Below are 23,802 nucleotides of genomic sequence, written 5' to 3'. Positions count from 1 at the left end.
GCAATGATTCAATCATGACTTTTCGTGGAGATGTTTCCCGTTCAGGCGGAAATGCGCGTAGGAGCGGCGGGGGTCGCGGTCTGGCTGTCGGCGGTGGCCTCGGTGGACTCCTGCTGGTCGGCCTCTTTCTCCTGCTCGGAGGGGATCCGGGGCAGGTGGGCAGCATCCTGGGGCAGGACCAGGAACAACAGGGCGAGATTGAATCCGGTGGCAATTTTGACAACTGCCGGACCGGTGAGGATGCCAATACCGACGACAACTGCCGGCTGTACTACACCTCATTCTCGGTCAACGAGGTCTGGGAGCAGCAGCTGCCGAAGCAGGCGGGGATCACCTATACCGAGCCCACGCTGGACATCTTCAACAGCTCCGTGCAGACCGGCTGCGGGCTGGCTTCGGCGCAGACGGGGCCCTTCTACTGCCCCGGGGATGAGACAGCCTATTTCGATCTGAGCTTCTTCGAACAAATGCGGCAGTTCGGCGGTGAGAACGCGCCCCTGGCGCAGATGTATATCGTGGCCCATGAGTACGGCCACCACATTCAGAAGCTGGAGGGGACCCTCGGACTGTCCAACTACAATGACCCCGGCCGGGATTCCAACGCCGTCAAGCTCGAACTCCAGGCCGACTGCTATGCCGGAATCTGGGCGAGCTACGCGGACAAGGGGCCGGACCGGATGCTGGAACCCATCACCGAGGACCAGCTCGACAGCGCGCTCACCACGGCCGGTGCGGTCGGAGATGACAATATCCAGGAACGTTCAGGCGGCCAGGTCAACCCTGAGACCTGGACCCATGGTTCATCCCAGCAGCGCAGGGATGCCTTCCTCTCCGGCTACACCACCGGAAAGATGAGCTCCTGCGACTTCCTGCAACGCGGGGTCTACCGCTCCTGAGCGCCCACCCGCCCCATCTCTCAGGCTGCCCAGCCCAGAAGACCCAACCGGGATCCCACAGGTAGCCGACCCGGCTCCCGCTAAATGCTGAGTTCCGGGTGATAATCCTTCATCGTGAGCACCTTGTTCATTCGGTTGGCCACCGAGGAGATCGCGAGCATGAGCGCCCACACGAAGGCCAGCACGATGATCGCCTGCATGAACCGGGGATCACCGCTGGGATCGGGGTTGAAGATCATCTGCCGGATGAGATTGACCGCGTAGGTGATCGGATCATAGTGGTGGAACCAGCGGAAGAACGCCGCCTGGGTCTCCGGTGGATAGAGTCCACCGGAGGCCACCAGCTGGAAGGACATCAGCACGATGGACAGCACACGGCCCGCGGTCGGACCGGCCACGTTGTTGAACATGTGGGTGATGGATACGAACACCCAGGAGATGGCCACCATGGAGATCCACAGACCAAGGTGATGCTGCGGGTTGAGATCGAGCAGGAAGTTCAGCACCAACCACATCACGCTCGCCTGACCGGTTCCCATCAGCATGCCCGGAAGGTAGCTGGCCAGAGTCCCACGGAAGCCACCCATCGGGGAATCCAGGGCCCTGCGCAGGCGCGGATGGATCAGCATCCAGGTGACCGTTGCTCCCATGAAGAGACCGACGCACATGAAGAAGGGCGAGAGTCCGATACCGAACTTCGGTGTGATGTCGCCGTCCTGCCTGGTGCCCACCGGGGTCGAGATGGTCTGACCCGCGTTGTCGGCGAAGCTTGGGATCTTTTCGGCACCCTGGGACAGCTGCAGCGCGAGCTGCCCGGACCCCTCATCCAGTTGGACCGTACCGTCACGCAGCGCCGCGGCGCCGACAACGAGCTGCTCGGAACCGGCCGCCAGCTGACCCGTGCCGTCGGCGAGAGTCCGCGCACCGACGCTGAGCTGCGAGGATCCATCCTTGAGCTGCGCCAGACCCGCCGCCAACTGAGCGGAGGCACTGACGGCACTGTCCACACCCGCACGGTAGGTCGAGGCAGGGTTGTCCAGTTCATCGGCGATCTGGGCGGCACCGGCGCGCAGGGTTTCCAACTGCGCATTGAGATCCGCACCCCCCGCCGCCTCGGCGATGGTGTGGTCGATCTGGTCCGCAATCTGCGCCGCACCCGGAACTCCACTCGCACGCAGTTGTGTGCTGATGTTGATAAGCGGGGAAACGGTGGAAACAAGCGTATCGACGCCCTGGGAGACGGCACTGGCGCCGGTACCGAGCTGACGGGTTCCGGCGGACAGCGTGTTCAGTCCGTCACTGAGTTGCTGGCTGCCGCTGGCAGCCGTGCCCAGCCCGGTGTCGAGGGCGGCCGCGCCGTCGGCAAGCTGATTCGCCCCGCTCTGTCCGCTGAGGATCCCGTCATGGAGCTGGGTCGCGCCGTCGGCGAGCTGGCCCGCGCCGTCCTGGGCGGAAGATGCGCCGTCGGCGAGCTGGCCCGCGCCGTCGGCGGCCCGGTTCATTCCGTCCCCGATGGTGGAGAATCCCACCAGGATGTTATCCACAACCTGGGCGCCGAATTCTCCGTCCATTGTGCTGATCACGGTGTTGACCACCTGGTTTCCCAGCATTGAGGCGATGAAGCCGTTGGAGTTGTTGAACACAGCGTTCACCGTCGCCTGCTGCGGGCTGTCCGTGGTCACACTCGCGATGGAGGAACTGAAATCGGAGGGGATCTCGATGCCGAAGTAGTAGGTGCCGTCATTGATGCCCTCGCGGGCGTCATCGGCGCTGACCGGGATGAAATGGATGGTGTCGAGCTGTTCAAGCTGCTGGACCACCTGTTCACCGGCGTTGAGTTGACCTCCGCCCGCCTCCTCGGAGAGCGTGACCCCGTCGTCCTGATTGACCACGGCCACGGGCAGCTTCGACAGTCCTGAAATCGGGTCATAGTAGGCCCAGACGAAGACGCCACCGAAGAGCAGCGGCAGAAGCATGACCACAACGAAACCCAGGGGTGGGAGTTTCCCCCTGGCGAAGCGCGTGAGCTCGGTTCCCATGTGCAACAGGGACATTATGCCGCGACCTCCTCTGTGGCATCGGCGATGCCGTCGAAATCCGGATTGGTGGAAACCACCAGGACGGGAACAGCCGTTGAGACCTCCTTGAGTCGGGAGAGGATCTCGCTGCGCAGCTGCATGCTGCGGACCTGATCCGGGTCGTCGACCACGAGGAGCTTCGGATCGCGCCGGGAGATCAGCGAGAGCGCCACCCGCAGCAGGAAGCGCTGCCCCACGTCCAGGTCACCTACCAGGGTTCCCGGGTTGAGATCCAGGCCCAGCATCTCTGAGTAGTGCCGCCATGAGCTGTCCTGGTCGATCGCACGGGGCACGAGGCGGTACCAGGGGCTCGCCCAGGCGATCTGCTCGCGGACCACCGCGCGGACGGTCACCAGCCGTTCCAGGGAGTCGATCTCGGTGACACCGGCGAGGGCGATGTGCCGGGCGAGCTGTCTGGCCTTCGCGGGGGTTCCGTCGAGCAGGACGGTCCCCGCGTCCGGTCGCATGCGCCCGGATAGCACGAGCGAATAGGAGCTCGAGGACGCCTCGCGTGCGGTGGTGAGCAGCGTCAGTCCCTGCTCGACATCAACATCGACGAATGATCTGCCGTGGATGCTCAGGGAGCTGGTGTGGAGGATGGATGGATCCATATATGTTTCAGATTTCTTTGATCGGGGTCTTTCACAGCGGGCGATCGGCCCTGCTGCGTCGGACTACTGTCTGGTACCCACCCCCGCCACAAAGCGGAGGTTTGACTATCAGTTACTGGTGTTCCATCATAATGAGAATTCACCCCCTCATGTCAACCGGAAGCAGGGACCACCATGCGTGCCGATGCCCGAAGACGCCGCGATCTCATCATCACCACAGCGTGCGCGTTGTTTCGAAGCCATGGACACGATTCTGTCACGCTCGAGCAGGTCGCGCAGCAGGCCGGTGTCGGCATCGCGACCGTCTACCGGAACTTCCCCGATCGCAGCGCCCTGGACATGGCCTGCGCCGAGCACCTGTTCAACAAGGCGATCACGCTCCAGGACGCGGCGATAGCATCCTTCGACGCCGCGCCCAGATCGACCTGGTACTCCTTCAACGTGGACATGGTGGAGATGGGAGTCGGCATCCTCGTCCCGGGCCTGGCCCCCAACTCCCTCGATGAGCTGCCCCCGAAGGTGTCAACGCTGAGACGGGAGATGAAGAACCGGACCGCCACTCTCATATCGCTCGGTCAGAAGCACGGGATCATCCACCCCGACATCGACGCCAGCACCTACATCGTCGGGTTGTTCACCACCTCGCGACCGCCGGTGCAGGCGGTTCAGGATCTCAGCCCGGGGTCCTCCCGACGTCTCCTGGGAATCTTCCTCACCGGTCTCGAACACGGGATCGCCTCCCTGCCCCCCGCCGGAGACACTAGAGTCTAAGGGCATGAACGAGCAGCACCCACGGGTGGACGGTCCGGATCTCGCCATCGCCTTTCTGGCCGCTTTCAACGATATCGAGGCCCATCTGAGGGCGAAGCTCAGCGCCAGGCGATCAGATGGTTTCAGATGGATGGTGCGTCTCGCGGAGAAGAAGCACCTGATCTCGGCCAACCAGGCCGCGGCGCTGGACGCCTTCGCCGAACTGCGCAACGCCATCAGCCACGGCCCCTATGACAATCTCAGACCGATCGCTGACCCGCGTCCGGATACCGTGGCCACGATCGTGCAGATCAGGGATCTGCTGCTGCATCCCCCGATCGCCCTGGAGCGGCTACCCCACCAGAACGTGCGCTCGCTGCAGCTCGGCGATCCGATCCGGGATGCCCTGAGCATCATCCGCACCACGGAGATCTCCCAGTTTCCGGTGTACGGGGATGCCGGTTATGTGGCCCTTTTGACCACCAACACCATCGCACGGTGGGTTGCCGCCGATCTCCAGGACAATTCGCGCCTGGACGCGGGCACGGTGGGAGAGGTGCTCGACTATGCGGAGAGTTCCGACACCGCGGTGTTCATGTCGCGGACGGCCACAGCCCAGGAGGTCATCGACACCATGACGGGCCCCGCACTCCCCTGGTCCGTCATCGTCACCGAGCACGGCAAGGCCGACCAGAAGCCGCTGCGGATCATCAGCGGCCGGGACATGCGCGCGCTGATTGAACTGGTCGACCTCAAGTAGCAGCCGCTTGTCGACGCCCGACGCCGCACCACGCGCCGGTGGTGCGGCGTCGTCAGGCAACTCAGGACAGCAGGGCCCTGAGGTGGGCAACCACCTCATGCAGCTGGATCTGCTGCTGTTCGTGGGTCTGCATGTGCTTGACCGCCACGGTTCCGTCCTCAAGTTCCTGATCGCCGAGAACCAGGGTGAAGCGGGATCCGGAACGATCCGCACCCTTCATCGCACCCTTGAGTCCCCTGTCGCCATAGGACATATCGGCCGCAACTCCGTTGACGCGCAGCTGATTGACAATTCCCGCCATCGCCCGCTTCGCCGCGGATCCCAGGGCGACGCCGTAGACATCGACGCGCCTGTCCAGCCCGACACCGACACCCTCGGCCTCGAGTGCGAGCACGGTGCGGTCGACCCCGAGCCCGTAGCCGATCCCCGAGAGATCCTGACCCCCCAGCTGCGCCATCAGACCGTCATAGCGACCGCCCCCTCCGATGCCAGACTGGGCTCCGAGTCCGTCGTGGACGAACTCGAAGCAGGTCTTGGTGTAGTAGTCGAGGCCGCGGACCATCCGGGGATTGACCTGGTACGGCACGCCCATGTCATCGAGCAGCCCGGTCACGGTCTCGAAGTGGACGCGGCACTCCGGGTCGAGGTAGTCGAGCATGAGCGGTGCGTCCGCCGTCATCTCCCTGACCTCGGGGCGCTTATCATCAAGTACCCGCAGCGGATTGATCTCGGCGCGCTGGCGCGTCTCCTCGTCCAGGGGAAGTGCGAACAGAAACTTCTGGAGTTTCTTCCGGTAGGCGGGACGGCAGTTCCGGTCGCCGAGGCTGGTCAGCTCGAGACGGAAACCGGAGAGTCCGAGTGCCCGGTAGGAGCGGTCGGCCAGTGCGATGATCTCGGCGTCGAGAGCCGGATCGTCCACACCAATGGCCTCGACGCCGACCTGCTGGAGCTGGCGGTAACGGCCCGCCTGCGGACGTTCATAACGGAAAAAGGGGCCGGCGTAGTTCAGCTTGACCGGCAGCTGCCCACGGTCGAGGTTGTGCTCAATGACGGCGCGCACGACACCCGCGGTGCCCTCGGGACGAAGGGTGACGGAACGACCACCCCGATCGGCGAAGGTGTACATCTCCTTGGCCACGACGTCGGTTGACTCGCCCACTCCGCGGGCGAAGAGTCCGGTGTCCTCGAAGATGGGAAGCTCAATGTGCTCGAAGCCCGCGAGGTGCGCCTGGGTGATGAAGGTATCACGCACCGCGAGGAAGGCCGCGGATGTCGGCGGGACGTAGTCAGGGACACCCTTGGGCGCGGAAAAGGGCTGGATCTTCTCGGTTTTGCTGTTCTTTTCGCTCACCATGCTCAGGATACCTACTCCGTTGCCGTGCTCCGGGTTAGGGCACGGAGAAACGGATTTCCCATTCTCTCCGCACGCATCGTGGTGGTCGGGCCGTGACCGGGCAGTATCTGCAGGGAGTCATCCAGCTGCAACACCACGGTACGCAGGGACCTGTTCATCAGCTCCTCATCGGCGAACTCGAAATCCGTCCTTCCAATGGAGCCCTTGAACAGCACATCCCCGGAGAAGCAGTACTCCGCCCCGACCAGGAGGGTGCACCCCGGCGAGTGGCCCGGTGCATGCGCCGGCCGGAACTCGGTTCCGGCCAGGGTGATGATGTCGCCGTCGCGGAGCTCGCGGAGATCAGGTGGGGTGACCATGTTGTCCGCGTCGAAGAGGTTCGCGGTCTTTGACCCCGATCCCTTGTAGGCCTCGAGGAAGAAGGCATCCTCGGGGTGGATGTAGACGGGGGCGTTGAAGCGCCTGGCCACGGTCCCCGCATCCCTGGTGTGGTCGATGTGACCGTGGGTGAGAACGATCTTGTCCACCTCTAGGCCGTTGCCTGTGATGTACTCCACCAGATCATCATGGGAGTGCATCCCGGGATCGATGATGGCCACCTCGCCGTCCCCGACGACGACGTAGCAGTTCGTCTTGTACGGACCGGCCGCGAATCCAAGAATCTCCATACGCGATGAGTCTAGCGCCACTCGAACCCGCCCCCAATCCGCGGCCGGGACGCAGCCACCCCGACCAGGCTCAGCGGATTCCTGGGCGCTGCGGCCACCGGGGCCCGGGCAGCATTCACCACAGCACCTGCACCACGGTTACAATGATGAAGATTTTCAAAACGACCTCCATTATCTGAAGCAGATAGCACAAAACCAAGGGATGCGATTTTGGTGACTAACAACAAGGAACGCCGTGAACAGGCACTGTCCTCGCTCGAGAAGGAAATCAGGAGCAGGGACCGTAGGGAGAAGACCAAACCCTTGACGGTCGTGGCGGCATCCCTGGCCGTGATCCTCGTTGTGGTCGGCGGAATCTGGTACGCCGCGACGCGGACGACCGATGATGAGAGCATCACGGCAGAGGAATCCACGGCTCCGACAACCACCGAGGTGGACTACCAGCCACTGGCGACCAGTCGGACCACCCCGCTGGCGGAAACGGTGACCTGCACCTATGACAGCGCGGGTGAAGCCTCCCGCGAGGTGAGCATCCCCACCTCCGAGAACGTTCCGGCGACCGGCACCACCACCGTGACCCTGAAGACCAACCGGGGCGACATCGGAATGGAACTCGACCGCTCGGTCTCCCCCTGCACGGTCAACGCCGTTGAGCACCTGGCCACCGAGAAGTTCTACGACGACACCGTCTGTCACCGCATCACCACCTCCGGCATCCATGTCCTGCAGTGCGGCGATCCCAGCGGCACCGGTGCCGGCGGCCCGGGCTTCCAGTTCCCCAATGAGTTCCCCACCGACGAGGCAAGCGACACCAGCACCCCGGTGATCTACGGACGGGGCACGATCGCCATGGCCAACGCAGGCAGGGACACCAACGGATCCCAGTTCTTCCTCAACTACCAGGATTCCCCGCTGCCGCCGATGTACAGCTACTTCGGTCAGATCGACGAGACCGGCCTGGCAACCCTTGATGCCATCGCCGAAGCCGGAGCCGAGGGCGGGGCATCCGACGGAGCGCCGGCCGAGGAGGTTCGCATAGAAACCGCGACGGTTAGTTCCTGATTCACCCCGCTCAGCAGAAGCCGCCCCCTATCTCAGGGGGCGGCTTTGTGCAAGCGGAACTCGGCGAGATCGACGGTACCGTCGGCAAAAGCTGATCCGGGAGTGAATAAGCTGTACAAATGCTGCCAGCAGCCACCCCCGTTGTGAGGTAGAAGCGAGCGGTGAGTTCTATTCACAGGGCCTTAATTGCCATCACAGCTGCTTTTTCCCATGGCTTTAGTTGACTCAGGTCACAAATATAACAGAATCCTTACAATTAGATCCCGAGACGCTTGCACCACTCTGTCCCCGGCATTAAGGTGATCAGGGAAATTCACCTCCTCGAATAGAAGGATCCAGGAATCATGAAGCTCTTCTCCCGCACCACTCTGGTCGCCCTCGGCACCGCTGCCGCCGTCTCCATCTCTCCCCTCAGCGCTCCGGCCTTCGCCGAAACCCCTACTCCGGTCCCCACCACGGTGACTGTAACCGCCACTCCCACCACCTCGGAGAACACATCCTCCACCGGATCCTCCGAAGTTAAGACCAGCGAGATCAATGAGTGGATCAAGCTGATCACCGCGGTCATCGGTGTGCTCACCACGATCCTGACCTTCAGCTCCAAGTTGGACACCCTCTTCCGTTAGACTCCCTTCCGCGGATACCGGTAGACAAAAATCCTCCATCGAACACCAGTCGATGGAGGATTTTTCCTAGTCCCGGGTGGGCCCTCAGCCCCCCGAGGTCACGCGGTAGACATCGAAGACACCCTCGGCGTTGCGCAGCTGGGTCATCAGTGAACCCAGTTGCTTGGTATCGGAGACGGCGAAGGTGAAACGCACCATCGCCACATGGTCCTCGGAGCTGTGCGAACTCATCGCCGTCACGGAAACCTTCTGCTCGTTGATCACGCGGGTGAGCTCGAACAGCAGCCCCGAGCGGTCCAGGGCCTCGATCTGCAGCGTCGCCGAGAACACGGAACCGGTGCGCTCCGAGGCCCAGGAGACCTCGACCATGCGCTCGGGTTCCTCACGGAGCTTCTCGGCGTTGGTGCAATCCGTGCGGTGCACGGACACCCCGCCGCCACGGGTGACAAATCCGAAGATCTCGTCACCGGGCACCGGCATGCAGCACTTGGCCAGTTTCGCCAGCACGTCGGGGCTTCCCTCGACGAGGACTCCGCTCTCACTGTCGGTGACAGGGGAACGGGAACTGACCAGTTCGCTGAAGGGCGTGCGGGCGACGAGTGCGTCCTCGGCATCCTCCTCATCACCGAAGATGGCGATCAGCCGGTTGGTCACATGCTGGGCGGAGACAGATCCGGAGCCGATCGCGGTGTAGAGCGCATCCACATCCGGGTAGTGCAGTTCGGTGGCCACGGTTTTCATCGACGCGGCGGTGAACAGCCGGTGCATGGGTAGTCCGCTGCGCTGGATGACCACCGCGAGGGAATCCCGCCCTGCCTCCAGGTACTCCTCACGTCGTTCCTTGGCGAACCACTGACGGATTTTCGCCTTCGCGCGCGGGGAGACCACGAAGTCCTGCCAGCCCCGGCTCGGGCCGGCGTTCTGATCCTTGGAGGTGAAGACCTCGACGCGGTCACCGGACTTCAGCTTGGTCTCCAGTGCCACCAGCTTTCCGTTGATTTTCGCCCCGATGCACCGGTGCCCGACCTCGGTGTGCACGGCGTAGGCGAAATCGACGGGGGTGGAATTGACCGGCAGGTTGATTACGTCACCCTTCGGCGTGAACACGAAGATCTGTTTGGAAGTCAGATCGTAGCGCAGGCTGTCAAGGAACTCGTTGGGATCCGCTGCCTCCTTCTGCCAATCGAGCAGCTGGCGCATCCATGCCATCTGATCGACCTCGGACTGCTCACCGGAGTGGCTGCCCTTGGTTTCCTTGTACCGCCAGTGCGCGGCGATGCCGAACTCCGCGTTGTAGTGCATGTCATGCGTACGTGCCTGGACCTCCAGGGGTTTTCCCCCGGGTCCCATCACCGTGGTGTGCAGTGACTGGTAGACACCGAAGCGCGGCGAGGAGATGTAGTCCTTGAACCTGCCGGGCAGGGCGTTGAACAACGAATGGACCACACCGATCGCGGCATAGCAGTTGTTGACATTGTCAACCAGGATGCGGATGCCCACCAGGTCGAAGATGTCATCGAAGTCCCGTCCCCGGACGATCATCTTCTGGTAGATCGACCAGTAGTGCTTCGGTCGCCCGAGCACCTCGGCGTTGATGTTGTTCTCCTTCAGGCCCGCGGTGACCAGATCGATGATCTCCTTGAGGTAGCGGTCGCGGGAGGGCGCACGGTCCGCCACCAGGCGGACGATCTCCTCGTACTTCTTCGGGTAGAGAATGGCGAAGGAGAGATCCTCAAGCTCCCACTTGACGCTGGCCATGCCGAGGCGGTGTGCCAGCGGGGCGATCACCTCGAGGGTCTGGCGGGCCTTTTTCGCCTGCTTCTCCGGCGGCAGGAAGCGCATGGTGCGCATGTTGTGCAGTCGGTCGGCCACCTTGATAACCAGCACGCGGGGGTCCTGGCTCATCGCGACGATCATCTTCCGGATCGTCTCAGCCTCCGCCGCGGCGCCCAGGGCGACCCGGTCCAGTTTGGTCACGCCGTCGACAAGCCTGGCCACCTCCTCACCGAAATCCCGGGTGAGATCGTCGAGTGAGTAGTCGGTGTCCTCCACGGTGTCGTGGAGCAGGGCGGCCACCAGGGTTGTGGTGTCCATACCGATCTCCGCCGCGATCGTGGCCACTGCGAGCGGGTGGGTGATGTAGGGATCGCCCGATTTCCGGATGACACCCTCGTGGAGCTTCTCCGCAGTGGCGTAGGCACGTTCAAGGACCTGCGCATCGGCCTTGGGGTGGAACTGCCTGTGGATGCTCAGCAGCGGATCCAGAACGGGGTTCGTTCGTACCCGGTTCCCGGTGAGGCTGCGTGCGAGCCTGGCGGACATGCTGCGCACGCCCATTGACGACTTCTGTGGGTGACGCTCCAGACTCATGGTGCCGTTGCCTTTCGCAAGATCCTCTAGCTCTGGTCCCGAATGACTTCAACCGGTAGGTCACCGAGCTTCTCGCGACCCTTCAGTCCGTCCACTTCAATGGCCAGAACATATCCGGTGACACGCCCGCCACAGGATTCAACCAGTTTACGTGCTGCGCCGAGGGTACCGCCGGTGGCCAGCACATCATCGACAAGAACCACCCTCCTACCACCGATATCAAGTCCCTCGGCTGGAAGTTCGAGAGCCGCGGTGCCGTACTCGAGGTCATACTCCTGGGTGACCACGGGTGGGGGCAGCTTACCCTTCTTGCGGATCGCGAGGATTCCGACCCCGAGCTTGTAGGCCACGGCCGAACCGAGGAGGAAGCCCCTGGCGTCGAGGCCCCCGATGACATCCGCGCCGAGCTTCTGAGTGGCCTCGGCGAGGGCGTCGACGATGAGCCGGAATGACTCGGGGTCCGCGAGGACGGGAGTCAGGTCCTCGAAGAGCACGCCGTCGACGGGAAAGTTCTCCACATAACGGGTTCGGCTCTCCAGTGCCTCACGGGCCTTTTCACGGGTGGTGCGCTCAGTAGTGGTCACCGGTTCATTCCCTCACTTCTGGACCATCTGTCCATGTTCCATCCGATACCTGAAAGATCGGTATTGACCACCACGTTACCCACGCCACGATCGATGACAAACACACGGGGCTGCGCGGCGAGCGGGATCGACGGCATTTCGGCCCACACCGCCTCCTCGGCGGTCCGTGTGGACTCGGGATCGGCGCCGGTGGAATTGACCGAGGGAAACTCCAGATTCGGCTCCACCGCCCGCAGCACGGCATCGAGGCTGCCCTCGGTGTACTGCTCATAGCCCGAATCCGCAACCACCGTGCGACTGAGATCGTTCAGGCTGACCGCCTCGTGTGCGGCGTCAACGACGGTGATCCCGGCCGGTTCACAGCTGAGCCTGATCGCCTCGACCATCGCCGCCTTGCGGGTGTCCGGTCCGTCATAACCGATACGGATCGTCGTTCCGGCCAGCGCCGCGGCCCGGGTCGGGTTCACCTCCGCATAGCGCGCCCTGATATCACCGAGCTGGGCCACCACCGGATTGTCCAGGTGGACGGTCTGGATGTCCGCGGGTGGCACGGCGATACCGGAGACGCTTGACGACGCCGCCGCCACCGTCGCCTGGTCGACGCAGGCGGCGAACGCCTGCCTGGCCTCCGGCGCATAGAACACCCCCGCGGAGGCGAGGGTGAGCTGTTCGGTCAGCTCGCCGACCTTCTCGGAGATGTCATAGGGGTTGAGCGGGTCATCGCGGTTGACCCACTCCGCGCTGGCCCAGGACTCCACATCGGCGAGCTGGAGGTTTCCGGCCGCCGCCAGGGCGTTGTGATCCGAGCCCTTCGGCCACAGCACGAGCTGGTCCAACACCGCCGGATCCCCGCTGTAGTGTTCGTTACGGCCCAGTTCCACCTCACCGAACTCGCCCACTCCGGTGATCCTGTAGGGCCCGGAGGATACCTGGAGCTCGGGGTCGAAGTTGTCGAGTTTGAATCCGTCATTCCAGATCCTGGCCGGTTCCTCCAGTGTCTGGAGATCATTGGTGCGCAGCGCCGTGTTCAGCTCCTCCAGTGTCAGCCTCGCTCTGGCGGCGATGGCGTGGGCGGGCAGGAGGGTGCCCTGGGCGAACAGGTGGCGCCACCGCACCCCCTGGTCCCCCTTGAACACCACGGTCGCCTGCTTGGAGCCGCTGCTGCACTCCACGCGGTCGATCTGCTCCGCCAGCGGAATATGCGCGTTGAACACCGCGGGAAGCATTCCCGCCTTCGCGGCGAGCAGGAAATCATCGCAGACCACCGGTTCCCCGTCGGAGTAGTTCGCCTCGGGGTTGATGGTGTAGATCACCTGACGGTTGGCTCCGGGCAGCACCTGGGTGGTGGCGAGATCGGTGTTGGGAATCATCTGACCGGAGGGCCCCTGCACATAGACCGGTGCGTAGATGCGTGCCGAGAGCAGTGCGGCGTCGGTTGCCACCCCGAGCAGGGATGCCGCGTTGGTGGTGGCCAGGGAAGAATTGACCGCGTAACCGAAATGGCTGATCTCATGCCGGGTGGGATCCGGTTCCCCGGTCGAGCAGCCGCTGAGCGCCACGGCCACAGCTGTGAGCGCAGCACCGACCTGCGCCATTCGCTTCTTCAACACTTTTTAAGGATTCCCGCCTTCTCCATCGTGCTTGTGGGTGTCAACCCTGTCGGGCTGATTATATGGCGCAGCCACCATGAAGGCCCAAATCCCGCCTTCGACGCTGGGGTCGGTGGCGGGATCGGATGGGTGACCGTTGGTGATCAGGATCTACCCGGGCGCCAGGTTCCCCCGGTGTGGTGATCCGGGGCGACCGGTGCGGCGACCGAACGCTTGACGTTCGTGCCGGCCGCACCCTCCGCGGAGGGTACGTCATTGCCCGGGGAGGCGTCGACAAGCGGGACGCCCTGCCTGGCTGCGAGGACCTCGGCGTTGTGGCGCTTGACCTCCCGCTTGCGGTTCATCAGGCTGACCAGGATCGGGGTGGCCAGGAACACCGAGGAGAAGGTGCCCTCGACGACACCGATCAGCTGGATCAGTGCCAGATCCTTCAGCGTGCCCACGCCCATCATCCACACCGCGACCACCATCAGGGCGATGATGGGCAGCGCCGAGATGATAGTCGTGGAGATCGATCGCATGAAGGTCTGGTTGACGGCCAGGTTCGCCTGCTCGGAATAGGTGCGCCGGGTGGAACCGAGGAAGCCCGCGGTGTTCTCGCGCACCTTGTCGAAAACGACGACGGTGTCGTAGATGGAGAAGGTCAGCACGGTCAGCAGACCGATCACCGTGGCGGGTGAGACCTCGAAGCCGATCAGCGCGTAGATTCCGGCGATCACGATACCGTCGACGATCAGGGCCACCATTGCGGCCACGGCCATCTCCCGCTCCAGTCGCACACCGATGTACACGGCGGCCAGGACGAGGAAGGCCACCAGTGCGATGAGCATCCGCTTGGTGATCGTCGAGCCCCAGGACTCCGAGACCGTCGAGTTGCCGATGGCGTCCGGAGTGGACTGACCCGCCGAGTTGAGTGGCCTGAACTCCTCGTAGAGCGCGAGACGGGCGGCCTCGATCTGCTCATCGCTGAGCCGCTCGGACTGGATCTCCAGGGTGCGTGCATCGCCCGAGCCGACGATCTGGACCGCCTCCGGGGTGACCCCGGTGGCCTCGGTGAAGGTTTCGTCGACGGCCTCGACACTGTAGTCCGAGGCGGGCATGTTCATCTTGGTTCCGCCCTCGAAATCGATGCTGAGGGAGAATCCGCGGACGGCGATGAAGACGATGGACAGGACCAGCAGGATACCGGTGATCCAGTACCACAACCTGGTCTTGCCGATGAAGTCGATTCCACCCTCACCGGTGTAAAGGCTGGTGAAAATGCCCTTCGACTTCTTCTCGGTCTCAATTGTGCTGCTCATGACTAACTCAGCTCCTTCTCGTCGGAACCGGAGGTGGTTTCGGTGGAGGATGGTTCATGGGTGTCGGCTGCGTGGGCGAAATCGGAGGAGGGCAGCTCACCCACCTCGCGGCGATGCTGGACCAGCTTGTACACCTGGCCCATGCCGTTGACCGCGGGTTTGGCAAAGAAGGGTCGTCTGGAGGCCAGGATCACCAGCGGTGCGGTCACCAGGAAGGTCACCAGCAGGTCGAAGACGGTGGTCAGACCCAATGTGAAGGCGAAGCCCTTGACCTCGCCGACAGCCAGGAGATAGATGACCACCGCACCGATGAGGGTGACCATGTTGCCGGTAACGATGGTGCGTTTCGCCCTCTGCCACGCACGTGGCGCCGCGGAACGGAAGGACCTGCCCTCGCGGACCTCGTCCTTGATCCTCTCGTAGAAGACCACGAAGGAGTCGGCGGTGGTGCCGATGCCGATGATCAGACCGGCGATTCCGGAGAGATCGAGGGAGTAGCCGATCCACCGGCCCAGCAGGACGAGGGAGCCGTACACCAGGACACCGGAGGCGATGAGGGTGAAGATCGACACCGCACCGAACACCCGGTAGTAGGCGAACACGAACACGGCCACCAGCGCGAGACCGACGAGGCCCGCGATGAGACCGGCCTTCAGCGAGGCCGCGCCCAGGGATGGCGGCACCGTCGTCGTGGTGCCGCCGCGTTCACCGTTTTCTCCCGCGAAGCTCAGTGGCAGTGCGCCGTACTTGAGGTTGTTGGCCAGCTCCTGGGCCTCAGCCTGCGTGAAATCGCCGGTGATCGAGGTGGCGCTGCCGACCGGGGTGGCGGATTGGATCACGGGGGCCGAAATGATCTCAGAATCCAGTGTGATCGCGACCTGCCGCTGCAGATACTGGTTGGTCAGATTCGCCCAGGTCGCCGACCCCTGGTCGCCGTCACCCGACTTGAAGGCGAAGTTGATCTCCATCTGACCGGTCTGGGCGTTAAGGCCACCGGTGATCGGACGGGAGGTGTCGATCTCATTGCCGGTCAGCCGGGCGCCGTTCTCCTCATCGGTCTCGCCGATCAGCAGCGGGGCCGGATCCAGGATGTAGACACCACCCGCCGCCGGATCGCAGGCGACCAGTGGCAGCCGGGCGTCATCGGTTCCGGCGATAGGGTCGAGCTCCCCGCTGTCGCACTGCATCAGGGAACTGGCGGCGATCTGAACGGTTCCGTCGGTGGACTGACGGTCACCGCGGAGCATCTCGGTGATCTCCTGTCGGCGCTCCGTCGCCTCGATCGAGTTGGAGGGTTCCTCACGCGGGGTCGCCGTCACGGTCGGTGCCTCCGGGGCCGCGGCCTCGGGGGCACCCTCCTGGATGCTCTGGACAACCGCGGCGTTCATCTCCGACAGCGAGGTGTTGGCCTGCTCCTGGGTGATCACCCCGTACTCCACCCAGCGGTTCGCCATCTCCTCCAGCGTCGGCATGAGGGTGTTGAGATCCGGGGCGCCGGCCTGGCCCACGGGGCGGAACAACAGCTGGGAGGTCTGCCCCAGCGCCTGCGCCTGGGCAGTATCCTCTCCGGGGACCGTGATCACCAGGGTGTTGCCGTCGGTGACCACGCTAGCCCCGGACACGCCCATGCCGTTGACACGGTTCTCCAGGATCAGGCGGGCCTGCGCGAGCTGGTCCGAGGACGGTTCCTCGCCCTGGGGAACCAGGGTCACCCGGGTGCCACCCTGCAGATCAATACCCAGTTTCAGCGAGGCCGAACGGTCGCCGGTGAGAAATACGAGGCCGTAGACCAGGAGAAGCAGGAGCACAAACAATGCAATCGCACGTGAGGGCCACGCTTCCCAGGCGCTGGCGGCGCGTTTTTTTTGCCGAGCCAAGAAAACTCTCCTTATAAAGAATTAATCTGCATCGTTCACCAGCCGTGCAGATGCACCGTGGTGGGCTGACGTGTGTTAGCTGCTCCCGATATTCCGTTCCGCATTCAGAAGGAACCAGGTCCGGGGGACCGAGTCCGCCTGAAGGAGAGAAAGACTCCGGAAACCGGGTCGAAGCCGACCGGTTCCCGGGGACAGGCACTTAACCTGAAACATGGTACGCCATCGACCGGGGTTCCAATGACCGCGGTGCCTGTGAACATGCCCACGGAACCGGGTAACAGCGCAGGGTGGAGCGGCTACACCGCCTAGTTGTTGTCGGATTCCTGGATCGGCGGAGTCTCCGTCTCAGACTGCTGCACCGGGGCAGCGGGCGGGACCACCCGCACAATGGAGATCTTTTCCCAGGTTGTGATAATCCCGGGGGCGATCTCGAGATCCACGAGATCCCCACGCAGGTCGGCGACTATGGCGTGCTGTCCGGAGGTGGTGACCACACGGTCGCCCACCTTCAGGTTGTTCTGCAGTTTGGTGATCTCGGCCATCCGCGCGCGTTGGCGTCGGTTGAGCATGAAGGTCGGCAGGATGAGCAGCAACAGCAGTGCTATCAGAATAAGGAGTTCCATGATGTTCCACTTTGCCAGACCCCGGCCCGCGTCGGCCAGCCGGGAGGCGGGTTCGGATCCACCCCGGCCGGGATGAACCGTGCGGGGTTGCTCCTAGTAGTCGCCGATCGTGCCCTCGGGAGGCTCCAGGCCCAGGTGCCGCCAGGCGGTGGCGGTGGCCACCCGCCCTCTACCCGTGCGGGCGATCATTCCGGCGCGCACCAGATAGGGTTCACAGACCTCCTCCACGGTGGCTGGCTCCTCGCCCACCGCAACGGCCAGGGTGTTGACACCGACGGGCCCACCGCCGTGTCCACGGATCAGGGCGTCGAGCACCGCACGGTCGAGCCGGTCGAGACCGAGTTCATCGACATCGAAGACGATCAGGGCCGCATTGGCGGCACCGAGGGTGATACGACCGTCGGCGTGCACCTCGGCGAAGTCCCGGACCCTGCGCAGCAGGCGGTTGGCGATTCGCGGTGTCCCCCTGGACCGCGAGGCGATCTCCACCGCCGCGTCATCGTCGATGGGCACGCTGAGGATGCGTGCCGTTCGCTTGACCACCCGCGTCAGATCCTCGACATCGTAGAACTCCATCTGGGCGGTGAAGCCGAAACGGTCCCGCAGCGGCCCGGTCAGCATGCCCGAGCGGGTGGTCGCACCCACCAGGGTGAACGGCGGAATTTCCAGGGGGATCGATGTCGCACCCGGCCCCTTTCCCACGATCACGTCGATGCGGAAATCCTCCATCGCCATGTAGAGCATCTCCTCGGCAGGACGCGCGATACGGTGAATCTCGTCGATGAACAGGACGTCGCCCTCCATAAGATTCGACAGCATCGCCGCGAGGTCCCCGGCCCGCTCCAGTGCGGGTCCCGAGGTCATTCGCAGGCTCGCACCCAGTTCCTGGGCGATGATCATGGCCATCGTGGTCTTGCCCAGCCCGGGTGGGCCCGACAGCAGCACGTGATCGGGCACCACTCCCCTTTTCCTGGCTCCGGTGAGCACCAGCGTCAACTGATCGCGCACCTTGGGTTGGCCGATGAACTCCTCGATGGATTTCGGGCGCAGCGTCACCTCGGCCTCGGCCTCACCCGGCTGCTGCTGTGCGTCGATGCTCGCATCCTGCGGTCGACCACCGCTCCGCCGGGGGATACCGCCGGGAATCTCGAACTCCGTGCGTTCGATGTCAGCCATGATTGCTCTCTTCCGTCCTCGCTATTTTCCGCCGAGCCGTGCCAGGGAGGCGCGCAGTGCGGCGGAGGTGTCCAGTCCCGGGGTGGCGGACAGAACCGCCGCCACCGCATCCCCGGACTGGCGCTCGGGGAATCCGAGCCCGATCAGGGCCTGCGTCACCTGCTCGACGACCGCCCCGTTGGCCACGGGGAGCTGCGCACCATCCTCCGCCACCGGGTTCGCGGTCCCGGCGTCGAACGCGAGCATCTTGTCCTTGAGCTCCACCACCAGGCGTTCGGCCATCCGTTTTCCCACCCCGGGGATTCTCTGCAGCGACCTGGTGTCCGCGGAGGTGATCGCGCGGGCGATCTCCACGGGGGAGAACACGGATTGACAGGCCAGTGCAAGTCTCGGGCCGAGACCGGAAACGGTCTGCAGGAGGGCGAAGACCTCCCGGGACTCATTGTCCAGGAACCCGTAGAGTCTGGTGGCATCCTCACGCACCACCATCGTGGTCAGAATCAGTGTCTCCTCACCCCGGCTCAGCCTGGCCAGGGTGGTCGGTGCCGCGGTGACCTCATAGCCCACACCGGAGCATTCAATCACCGCCGAGGCCAGTCCGATGGCGATGACGGTGCCGCGCAGGGATGCGATCAAGGTTGAGTTCTCCTGGTCCGTGAGGATTCTGGCTGAGGCTTAGATTCTGACGTTTTGGGCCCGACGTTTAGGCAATGATCCGGGTGATCGTTCATCCGGGGTGCGCGGCCCGCGCACCCCGGATGCGGCGTTGTTTCAGGGCGCTCTCCTGTGCGCGCATGAGCAGCGGGGCACGCCAGCAGTGGCAGACCGCCAGGGCGAGAGCATCGGCGGCATCCGCGGGTTTCGGCGGCTCGGACAGGCCCAGAATGCGTGTGATCATCACAGTCATCTGTTTCTTGTCCGCCCGTCCGTTTCCGGAGATCGCCTTCTTCACCTCACTCGGGGTGTACATGTGCACCGGCAGATTCCGCTCGGCGGCGGCGAGCATGAGCACACCGACCGCATGCGCGGTGTTCATCACGGTGGAAACGTTGCCGCGCTCGAAGATGCGCTCGATGGCGACGACATCGGGCGAATAGTCATCCATCCACCCGGCCGCGGCCCGACTCAACCGCAGCAGGCGTTCGGGCAGGTCCGCGTCGGCGGGTGTGCGTACGACGCCCACCGAGATCGGGTAGACCGCCCTACCGCCGCCCGCCTGGACGACAGACAGGCCGCACCGGGTCAGGCCCGGGTCGATGCCCATGACCCGCAATCCCTCATGCCCCATCGCAGTCACCGCATCCTCACATCAAGACTCCGTTGATCAACCGTTCCCCTATTTTTAGCACACAATTGCGAGCACCCCGCCGACCGCGGCACGATGGTGCAACGGTTGACGGGGTGCGGGGGCGGGAAGGGATCCTGCGGCTAATCCTCGTCCAGTTCCGCGAGCACCTCGTCGCTCAGATCCACATTGGTGTAGACATTCTGCACATCATCGGATTCCTCGAGGGCATCGACGAGCCGGAAGATCTTGCGTGCCCCGTCCGCATCCAGCGGGACCTCGACCGATGCGCGGAAATCAGACTCGGAATCCTCGACCTCGATGCCGGCCTCCGCCAGGGCCTCGCGCACGGCCTGCAGGTCGGTCGGGGCGCAGGTGATCTCAAACAGCTCACCGATATCGCTGACCTCCTCCGCACCGGCGTCGAGGACCGCCATGAGAACGTCGTCCTCGCTGAGATCCCCCTTCTGCACCGTGATCACCCCCGTACGGGAGAACATGTAGGACACCGATCCCGATTCGCCGAGATTGCCGCCGTTCTTGGACATCGCGGTACGCACCTCGGTGGCCGCACGGTTGCGGTTGTCCGTCAGACACTCAATGAGGATGGCCACGCCATTGGGACCGTAGCCCTCGTACATGATGGTGGCCCAGTCGGCTCCGCCGGCCTCCTCGCCCGACCCGCGCTTACGGGCACGTTCGATGTTGTCATTGGGAACGGAGGCCTTCTTGGCCTTCTTGATCATGTCATCCAGGGTCGGGTTCGCCGCGGGATCGCCGCCACCGGTGCGTGCCGCAACCTCGATGTTCTTGATCAGCTTGGCAAACTCCTTACCACGCTTGGCATCGTTTGCAGCCTTCTTGTGTTTGGTGGTCGCCCATTTGGAGTGGCCGGACATAAGCTCCCTTTCGTCGTTTCAGTTATCCATCACCCGCCGGTCGGGAGAAACCCTCCGACCTGCCGCTCTCGTCCACCTCGACCCGCACGCGGTACGGGGAGCAGAGACTCTGCCGGGCAGCGCCATCGGCATGAATCGAACGCCATGGATGTGGAGTGCGTAGTTGGAACCCAATCGATTATACGCACGCCTCGACGGGGCGGGGATCAGACCCGGGGATATCTGTCATTCGAATGGATTAGTTCCCGTCCGATTCCATGGAGCCCGGCTTCTTCATCGGTATCGGTGAGGCTCCGGCCCGCAGATTCCTGGTCAAGCCCTCCTGGTTGACAATGGCCACCAGATCACCCTGGAGGTTGAAGATTCGGCCATGTGTCAGGGCACGGCCGTTTGCCGCGGAGGGCGAACGCTGATCATAGAGCAGCCATTCATCGGCACGGAAGGGACGCAGGAACCACATGGCATGGTCGAGGGAGGCCATCTGCACATGCGCACCGGGGTGGGGTGTCAGCGCCCCGTGCAGCAGGGTCATATCGGACATGTACGCGAGGGTGCACACGTGGAAGGTCGGATCATCCGGCAGCTCCGCCTTCGAGCGGAACCACACCACCTGCTCGGTCGCGGTGTGCGAGTTCTTCTCATAGGCGGACGCGGGGACAAGTCGGATATCCCACTCCGACCACTCCTCCAGCAGCTCCTGGGAACTGACCGGAAGGCTGGAGGGATCGTTGACTATCTCCTCCGGCCCGGGTACCTCGCGCATGGCATCGGCGTGCTCTATCCCCTCCTCACCCCTGAGGTGGAAACTGGCCTGCATGCTGAAGATGGTCTCGCCCTGCTGCACCGCCTTGACCTGCCGGATGCAGAAGCTGCGTCCGTCCCGAATGCGGTCAACCAGGAACACGGTGGGCCGCTCCGAATCCCCGGGTGCGACGAAGTAGCCGTGGAGGGAGTGGACGGCGTATCGATCATCCACCGTCCTGGTCGCGGCGACCAGCGCCTGCGCGGCGACCTGACCGCCGAAGGTGCGCGCGAGGCGAGACTCAACCACCGGCCCCCGGTAGATGTCGCGGTCGATCTCCTCCAGACCGAGAATGTACTCAATCGATTTCACCTTGTGTGTGCTCCTTCCACGCCATGCCCACGTTCTACCCGGTGAGCTTTCTCACATACCCTAGTCCCCCGCCCGGCTCGCCGCGGGGTGGGTACGGGGTTATGGGTTACCGTTGAGTTCATGTCACCATTGCGCCTGCACCGTTTCGCCGCAACCCTGGAAATGATCACATGGAGTCTCCTGATCATCGGGATGATCCTCAAGTACAGCGGGGTCAGCGATGTCTTCGTCTCCATCGGCGGAGGCATCCACGGCTTCGGCTTCCTCTGTTTCGCCGCCATCACCCTGATTGTATGGGTAAACAACAAGTGGAGCCCGTTGCTGGGCATCTGCGGTCTCATCGTCTCCGTGATTCCCTTCGCCGCCCTGCCCTTCACCCTCTGGGCGGATTCCAGGGGATACCTGGCCGGCGGTTGGCGGTTCCGCGATGCGGCGGAAAAGCCCACGAATCCGGCGGACCGCATCCTCGCCCAGGTTGTGCGGCACCCCGCACGCTCGCTGACGGTGATCATCGTGCTGATCGTCATCGTCTATGTCGTGCTGCTGAGCATTGGACAGCCCTACGATCCCGATGCCATCGCGGGGACGGTCGGCTGATCAGCCGAGCTGATCGGTGTCCACCAGCTCGAAGTACTCGGGCAGCGGGGCGGCTCCGCCGAGGCGGAGCAGGCGTATCGACGCCCTGGTGCGCAGCCCACGGGTGTCGGTGACGGCCTCATTGTAGAAGCGGTGCGCCAGTTCCACGCGTGCGGCTGCGTCGACGAGCGCCTCCGGGACCGGGGCCGGCTGTGCGTTGATCACCTCGGAGATCGCCCGCTCGGCACGAGATCTCTCACTGAACCGCGGGTACTCGAGCGGGATGGCCTCGGCCTTCCTCGCAGCCTCCGCTGCGCCGGGGATCAATGCCCCGACCAGCGCACACCTGCGGTCGAGTGCGGCGTTGAGCGATTGTCGTGCGGCATCGGTCCGGATGTGCAGACGGTTCAGGCGCTGGGCGGTGAAGTAGGCCCATAGCAGCACCGCCGTCAGCACGACGGCGACAGCGATGTAGAAGGCGATCATGCCAGCTCCACCTTCGATCCGTCCGCGACGGTCTCATAGACCGCCAGCACCCGGGCCGCCACCGTTGACCAGTCGTAGTTGAGGGCCCGGCGCTCCCCCGCCGCGATCAGGGAGGACCGCAGGTCGGGGGCGTCGATAAGCGTCTGCAGCTTATCCGCGAGATCGGCATCCGAACCCGTGCGAAACAGCAGTGCCGCGGGGGTCTCCGACTCGGAGTCGGCGACCAGAGCGAAGGCCTCCAGATCGCTGGCCACCACCGCGCAGCCTGCTGCCATCGCCTCGATAAGGACTATGCCGAAGCTCTCGCCCCCGGTGTTCGGGGCAACATAGATGTCCGCGCGGCCGAGGATCTCCGCCTTCTCCTCATCACTGACACGGCCGCAGAAATCGACACCCTCGACCTCCCGCCTGCTTCCCCCGCCGATGACGGTGCACCGCAGGGTCCGGTCGACCCTGGTCAGGGCACGGAGCAGGATGTCAAGGCCCTTCCGCGATTCATCGAGACGACCCAGGAACACGATCTCCGGCGGCCGCCCCTCGAGGGTGGCGCTGGGTCTGCGGGCCACGGCGAATGCCGAGGTCTGCACACCATTGGGAATCAGCACCGGATCGCCACCCATCTGCTCCACCTGCCACCGCCTGGCCATCTCCGACACCGCGATTCCGGCGCGGATCTTCTCCAACTGCGGTTTGAGAATGGGTAGGGCGGCGTGGAGCACCTTCGACCCGCTGCTCGATGCGTGGTAGGTTGCCACGATCGGTCCGGTGGCGAAGAACAGGGCCGCCATGGAGTAGCTCGGCGAATTCGGCTCGTGGATGTGCAGCACATCAAAGAACCCCTCCCGGAGAAAGGTCCGGACCGTCTGCAGCATCTTCGGACCGAAGCTCAACCGTGCCACCGACCCGTTGTAGGGCACGGGCACACTGCGACCGCCACGCACCACGAAATCGGGGACCTCGGTCTCCGGACTGCAGGGGCCGAGCACCTGCACCGTGTGCCCCTGTCTGATGAAGGTGCGGGCGAGATCGAGCACGTGGGACTGAACCCCGCCCGGCTCATCGAAGGAATAGGGGCAGACCATTCCTATACGCATGG

At 64.0% G+C, this 23,802-nt stretch carries 23 protein-coding genes; 6 read left to right on the top strand and 17 right to left on the bottom strand.

Going from position 1 to position 23,802, the window contains the following annotated elements:
- Window positions 1-14: 14 nt before the first annotated feature.
- Window positions 15-896 carry a KPN_02809 family neutral zinc metallopeptidase gene (gene ypfJ / locus B7E02_RS07745; RefSeq protein WP_080794733.1) on the top strand — a complete coding sequence of 294 codons (882 nt, stop codon included), beginning with the start codon at window positions 15-17 and terminating at the stop codon, window positions 894-896.
- Between the two features lie 80 nt (window positions 897-976).
- Here ypfJ and B7E02_RS07740 read toward each other — a convergent pair whose 3' ends face one another.
- On the bottom strand, window positions 977-2,950 hold the full coding sequence (locus B7E02_RS07740; protein ID WP_080794732.1) for a YhgE/Pip domain-containing protein: 1,974 nt from the start codon (window positions 2,948-2,950) through the stop codon (window positions 977-979).
- Window positions 2,950-3,585: an ATP-binding cassette domain-containing protein gene (locus tag B7E02_RS07735; protein ID WP_080794730.1), complete on the bottom strand. Its 636-nt coding sequence runs from the start codon at window positions 3,583-3,585 to the stop codon at window positions 2,950-2,952. The genes B7E02_RS07740 and B7E02_RS07735 overlap by 1 nt, the downstream gene beginning before the upstream one ends.
- Before the next feature lie 174 nt (window positions 3,586-3,759).
- Here B7E02_RS07735 and B7E02_RS07730 point away from each other — a divergent pair, with 174 nt between their 5' ends.
- Both B7E02_RS07730 and B7E02_RS07725 read left to right on the top strand, forming a co-directional pair.
- On the top strand, window positions 3,760-4,356 hold the full coding sequence (locus B7E02_RS07730; RefSeq protein WP_080794728.1) for a TetR/AcrR family transcriptional regulator: 597 nt from the start codon (window positions 3,760-3,762) through the stop codon (window positions 4,354-4,356).
- A 4-nt stretch (window positions 4,357-4,360) separates the two neighbouring features.
- Window positions 4,361-5,095: a CBS domain-containing protein gene (locus B7E02_RS07725; protein WP_080794726.1), complete on the top strand. Its 735-nt coding sequence runs from the start codon at window positions 4,361-4,363 to the stop codon at window positions 5,093-5,095.
- Between the two features lie 61 nt (window positions 5,096-5,156).
- Here B7E02_RS07725 and hisS read toward each other — a convergent pair whose 3' ends face one another.
- Complete coding sequence (gene hisS / locus B7E02_RS07720) at window positions 5,157-6,446, bottom strand: histidine--tRNA ligase (RefSeq protein ID WP_080796848.1); 1,290 nt, start codon at window positions 6,444-6,446, stop codon at window positions 5,157-5,159.
- Window positions 6,447-6,460: 14 nt separating this feature from the next.
- Window positions 6,461-7,117, bottom strand: a complete 657-nt coding sequence (locus tag B7E02_RS07715) for an MBL fold metallo-hydrolase (RefSeq protein ID WP_080794724.1) — start codon at window positions 7,115-7,117, stop codon at window positions 6,461-6,463.
- Between the two features lie 213 nt (window positions 7,118-7,330).
- Here B7E02_RS07715 and B7E02_RS07710 point away from each other — a divergent pair, with 213 nt between their 5' ends.
- Window positions 7,331-8,179 (top strand): peptidylprolyl isomerase, encoded by an 849-nt coding sequence (locus B7E02_RS07710; RefSeq protein ID WP_080794722.1) that lies wholly within the window; start codon window positions 7,331-7,333, stop codon window positions 8,177-8,179.
- Between the two features lie 344 nt (window positions 8,180-8,523).
- Window positions 8,524-8,805, top strand: a complete 282-nt coding sequence (locus B7E02_RS07705; RefSeq protein ID WP_080794720.1) for a hypothetical protein — start codon at window positions 8,524-8,526, stop codon at window positions 8,803-8,805.
- An 84-nt stretch (window positions 8,806-8,889) separates the two neighbouring features.
- On the opposite strand, the gene B7E02_RS07700 is transcribed toward B7E02_RS07705, so the two are convergent.
- The 11 genes from B7E02_RS07700 to B7E02_RS07650 all read right to left on the bottom strand — a co-directional run bounded on the left by B7E02_RS07700 (window position 8,890) and on the right by B7E02_RS07650 (window position 21,644).
- Window positions 8,890-11,175: a RelA/SpoT family protein gene (locus B7E02_RS07700; protein WP_080794718.1), complete on the bottom strand. Its 2,286-nt coding sequence runs from the start codon at window positions 11,173-11,175 to the stop codon at window positions 8,890-8,892.
- Between the two features lie 26 nt (window positions 11,176-11,201).
- Window positions 11,202-11,759 (bottom strand): adenine phosphoribosyltransferase, encoded by a 558-nt coding sequence (locus tag B7E02_RS07695; protein WP_080794716.1) that lies wholly within the window; start codon window positions 11,757-11,759, stop codon window positions 11,202-11,204.
- Window positions 11,756-13,354 carry an ABC transporter substrate-binding protein gene (locus tag B7E02_RS07690; protein ID WP_080794714.1) on the bottom strand — a complete coding sequence of 533 codons (1,599 nt, stop codon included), beginning with the start codon at window positions 13,352-13,354 and terminating at the stop codon, window positions 11,756-11,758. The genes B7E02_RS07695 and B7E02_RS07690 overlap by 4 nt, the downstream gene beginning before the upstream one ends.
- A 158-nt stretch (window positions 13,355-13,512) precedes the next feature.
- Complete coding sequence (secF, locus tag B7E02_RS07685) at window positions 13,513-14,670, bottom strand: protein translocase subunit SecF (RefSeq protein ID WP_080794713.1); 1,158 nt, start codon at window positions 14,668-14,670, stop codon at window positions 13,513-13,515.
- Window positions 14,671-14,672: 2 nt separating this feature from the next.
- Window positions 14,673-16,547, bottom strand: coding sequence for a protein translocase subunit SecD (secD, locus tag B7E02_RS07680; protein ID WP_080794711.1), 1,875 nt, complete (start codon window positions 16,545-16,547; stop codon window positions 14,673-14,675).
- 305 nt (window positions 16,548-16,852) lie between these two features.
- The gene (yajC, locus tag B7E02_RS07675; protein WP_080794710.1) at window positions 16,853-17,170 is read right to left on the bottom strand and encodes a preprotein translocase subunit YajC; all 318 of its coding nucleotides are present in this window, start codon (window positions 17,168-17,170) and stop codon (window positions 16,853-16,855) included.
- A 93-nt stretch (window positions 17,171-17,263) separates the two neighbouring features.
- Window positions 17,264-18,346 carry a Holliday junction branch migration DNA helicase RuvB gene (gene ruvB, locus B7E02_RS07670; RefSeq protein ID WP_080794708.1) on the bottom strand — a complete coding sequence of 361 codons (1,083 nt, stop codon included), beginning with the start codon at window positions 18,344-18,346 and terminating at the stop codon, window positions 17,264-17,266.
- 21 nt (window positions 18,347-18,367) lie between these two features.
- Complete coding sequence (gene ruvA, locus B7E02_RS07665; protein WP_080794707.1) at window positions 18,368-18,982, bottom strand: Holliday junction branch migration protein RuvA; 615 nt, start codon at window positions 18,980-18,982, stop codon at window positions 18,368-18,370.
- A gap of 91 nt (window positions 18,983-19,073) precedes the next feature.
- Window positions 19,074-19,634, bottom strand: coding sequence for a crossover junction endodeoxyribonuclease RuvC (gene ruvC, locus B7E02_RS07660; protein ID WP_143336777.1), 561 nt, complete (start codon window positions 19,632-19,634; stop codon window positions 19,074-19,076).
- 140 nt (window positions 19,635-19,774) lie between these two features.
- Entirely contained in the window at window positions 19,775-20,530 is a 756-nt protein-coding gene (locus tag B7E02_RS07655; RefSeq protein ID WP_080794703.1) for a YebC/PmpR family DNA-binding transcriptional regulator, read from the bottom strand.
- Between the two features lie 238 nt (window positions 20,531-20,768).
- The gene (locus B7E02_RS07650) at window positions 20,769-21,644 is read right to left on the bottom strand and encodes an acyl-CoA thioesterase (RefSeq protein ID WP_080794701.1); all 876 of its coding nucleotides are present in this window, start codon (window positions 21,642-21,644) and stop codon (window positions 20,769-20,771) included.
- 120 nt (window positions 21,645-21,764) lie between these two features.
- Between B7E02_RS07650 and B7E02_RS07645 the strand changes: the two genes are divergently transcribed.
- Entirely contained in the window at window positions 21,765-22,241 is a 477-nt protein-coding gene (locus B7E02_RS07645) for a DUF3817 domain-containing protein (protein ID WP_080794699.1), read from the top strand.
- Here the strand turns inward: B7E02_RS07645 and B7E02_RS07640 are convergent, their stop codons facing one another.
- A complete protein-coding gene (locus B7E02_RS07640) occupies window positions 22,242-22,706 on the bottom strand; it encodes a hypothetical protein (RefSeq protein WP_080794697.1) in 465 nt (154 codons plus the stop codon).
- A complete protein-coding gene (locus B7E02_RS07635) occupies window positions 22,703-23,800 on the bottom strand; it encodes a glycosyltransferase family 4 protein (protein WP_080794695.1) in 1,098 nt (365 codons plus the stop codon). The genes B7E02_RS07640 and B7E02_RS07635 overlap by 4 nt, the downstream gene beginning before the upstream one ends.
- Between the last annotated feature and the right edge of the window lie 2 nt (window positions 23,801-23,802).

The sequence above is a fragment of the Corynebacterium pacaense genome, from assembly GCF_900169525.1.
Taxonomy (GTDB): domain Bacteria; phylum Actinomycetota; class Actinomycetes; order Mycobacteriales; family Mycobacteriaceae; genus Corynebacterium; species Corynebacterium pacaense.
This window is presented reverse-complemented; position numbering and strand designations above follow the sequence as displayed.

Bases quoted from the DNA above. Each gene is read 5' to 3' on its own strand.
- ypfJ (WP_080794733.1), top strand. From the start codon at position 15: ATGACTTTTCGTGGAGATGTTTCCCGTTCAGGCGGAAATGCGCGTAGG.
- B7E02_RS07740 (WP_080794732.1), bottom strand. From the start codon at position 2,950: ATGTCCCTGTTGCACATGGGAACCGAGCTCACGCGCTTCGCCAGGGGG.
- B7E02_RS07735 (WP_080794730.1), bottom strand. From the start codon at position 3,585: ATGGATCCATCCATCCTCCACACCAGCTCCCTGAGCATCCACGGCAGA.
- B7E02_RS07730 (WP_080794728.1), top strand. From the start codon at position 3,760: ATGCGTGCCGATGCCCGAAGACGCCGCGATCTCATCATCACCACAGCG.
- B7E02_RS07725 (WP_080794726.1), top strand. From the start codon at position 4,361: ATGAACGAGCAGCACCCACGGGTGGACGGTCCGGATCTCGCCATCGCC.
- B7E02_RS07715 (WP_080794724.1), bottom strand. From the start codon at position 7,117: ATGGAGATTCTTGGATTCGCGGCCGGTCCGTACAAGACGAACTGCTAC.
- B7E02_RS07705 (WP_080794720.1), top strand. From the start codon at position 8,524: ATGAAGCTCTTCTCCCGCACCACTCTGGTCGCCCTCGGCACCGCTGCC.
- B7E02_RS07700 (WP_080794718.1), bottom strand. From the start codon at position 11,175: ATGAGTCTGGAGCGTCACCCACAGAAGTCGTCAATGGGCGTGCGCAGC.
- B7E02_RS07690 (WP_080794714.1), bottom strand. From the start codon at position 13,354: ATGGCGCAGGTCGGTGCTGCGCTCACAGCTGTGGCCGTGGCGCTCAGC.
- secF (WP_080794713.1), bottom strand. From the start codon at position 14,670: ATGAGCAGCACAATTGAGACCGAGAAGAAGTCGAAGGGCATTTTCACC.
- yajC (WP_080794710.1), bottom strand. From the start codon at position 17,170: ATGGAACTCCTTATTCTGATAGCACTGCTGTTGCTGCTCATCCTGCCG.
- ruvB (WP_080794708.1), bottom strand. From the start codon at position 18,346: ATGGCTGACATCGAACGCACGGAGTTCGAGATTCCCGGCGGTATCCCC.
- ruvC (WP_143336777.1), bottom strand. From the start codon at position 19,634: ATGGGGCATGAGGGATTGCGGGTCATGGGCATCGACCCGGGCCTGACC.
- B7E02_RS07655 (WP_080794703.1), bottom strand. From the start codon at position 20,530: ATGTCCGGCCACTCCAAATGGGCGACCACCAAACACAAGAAGGCTGCA.
- B7E02_RS07645 (WP_080794699.1), top strand. From the start codon at position 21,765: ATGTCACCATTGCGCCTGCACCGTTTCGCCGCAACCCTGGAAATGATC.
- B7E02_RS07640 (WP_080794697.1), bottom strand. From the start codon at position 22,706: ATGATCGCCTTCTACATCGCTGTCGCCGTCGTGCTGACGGCGGTGCTG.
- B7E02_RS07635 (WP_080794695.1), bottom strand. From the start codon at position 23,800: ATGCGTATAGGAATGGTCTGCCCCTATTCCTTCGATGAGCCGGGCGGG.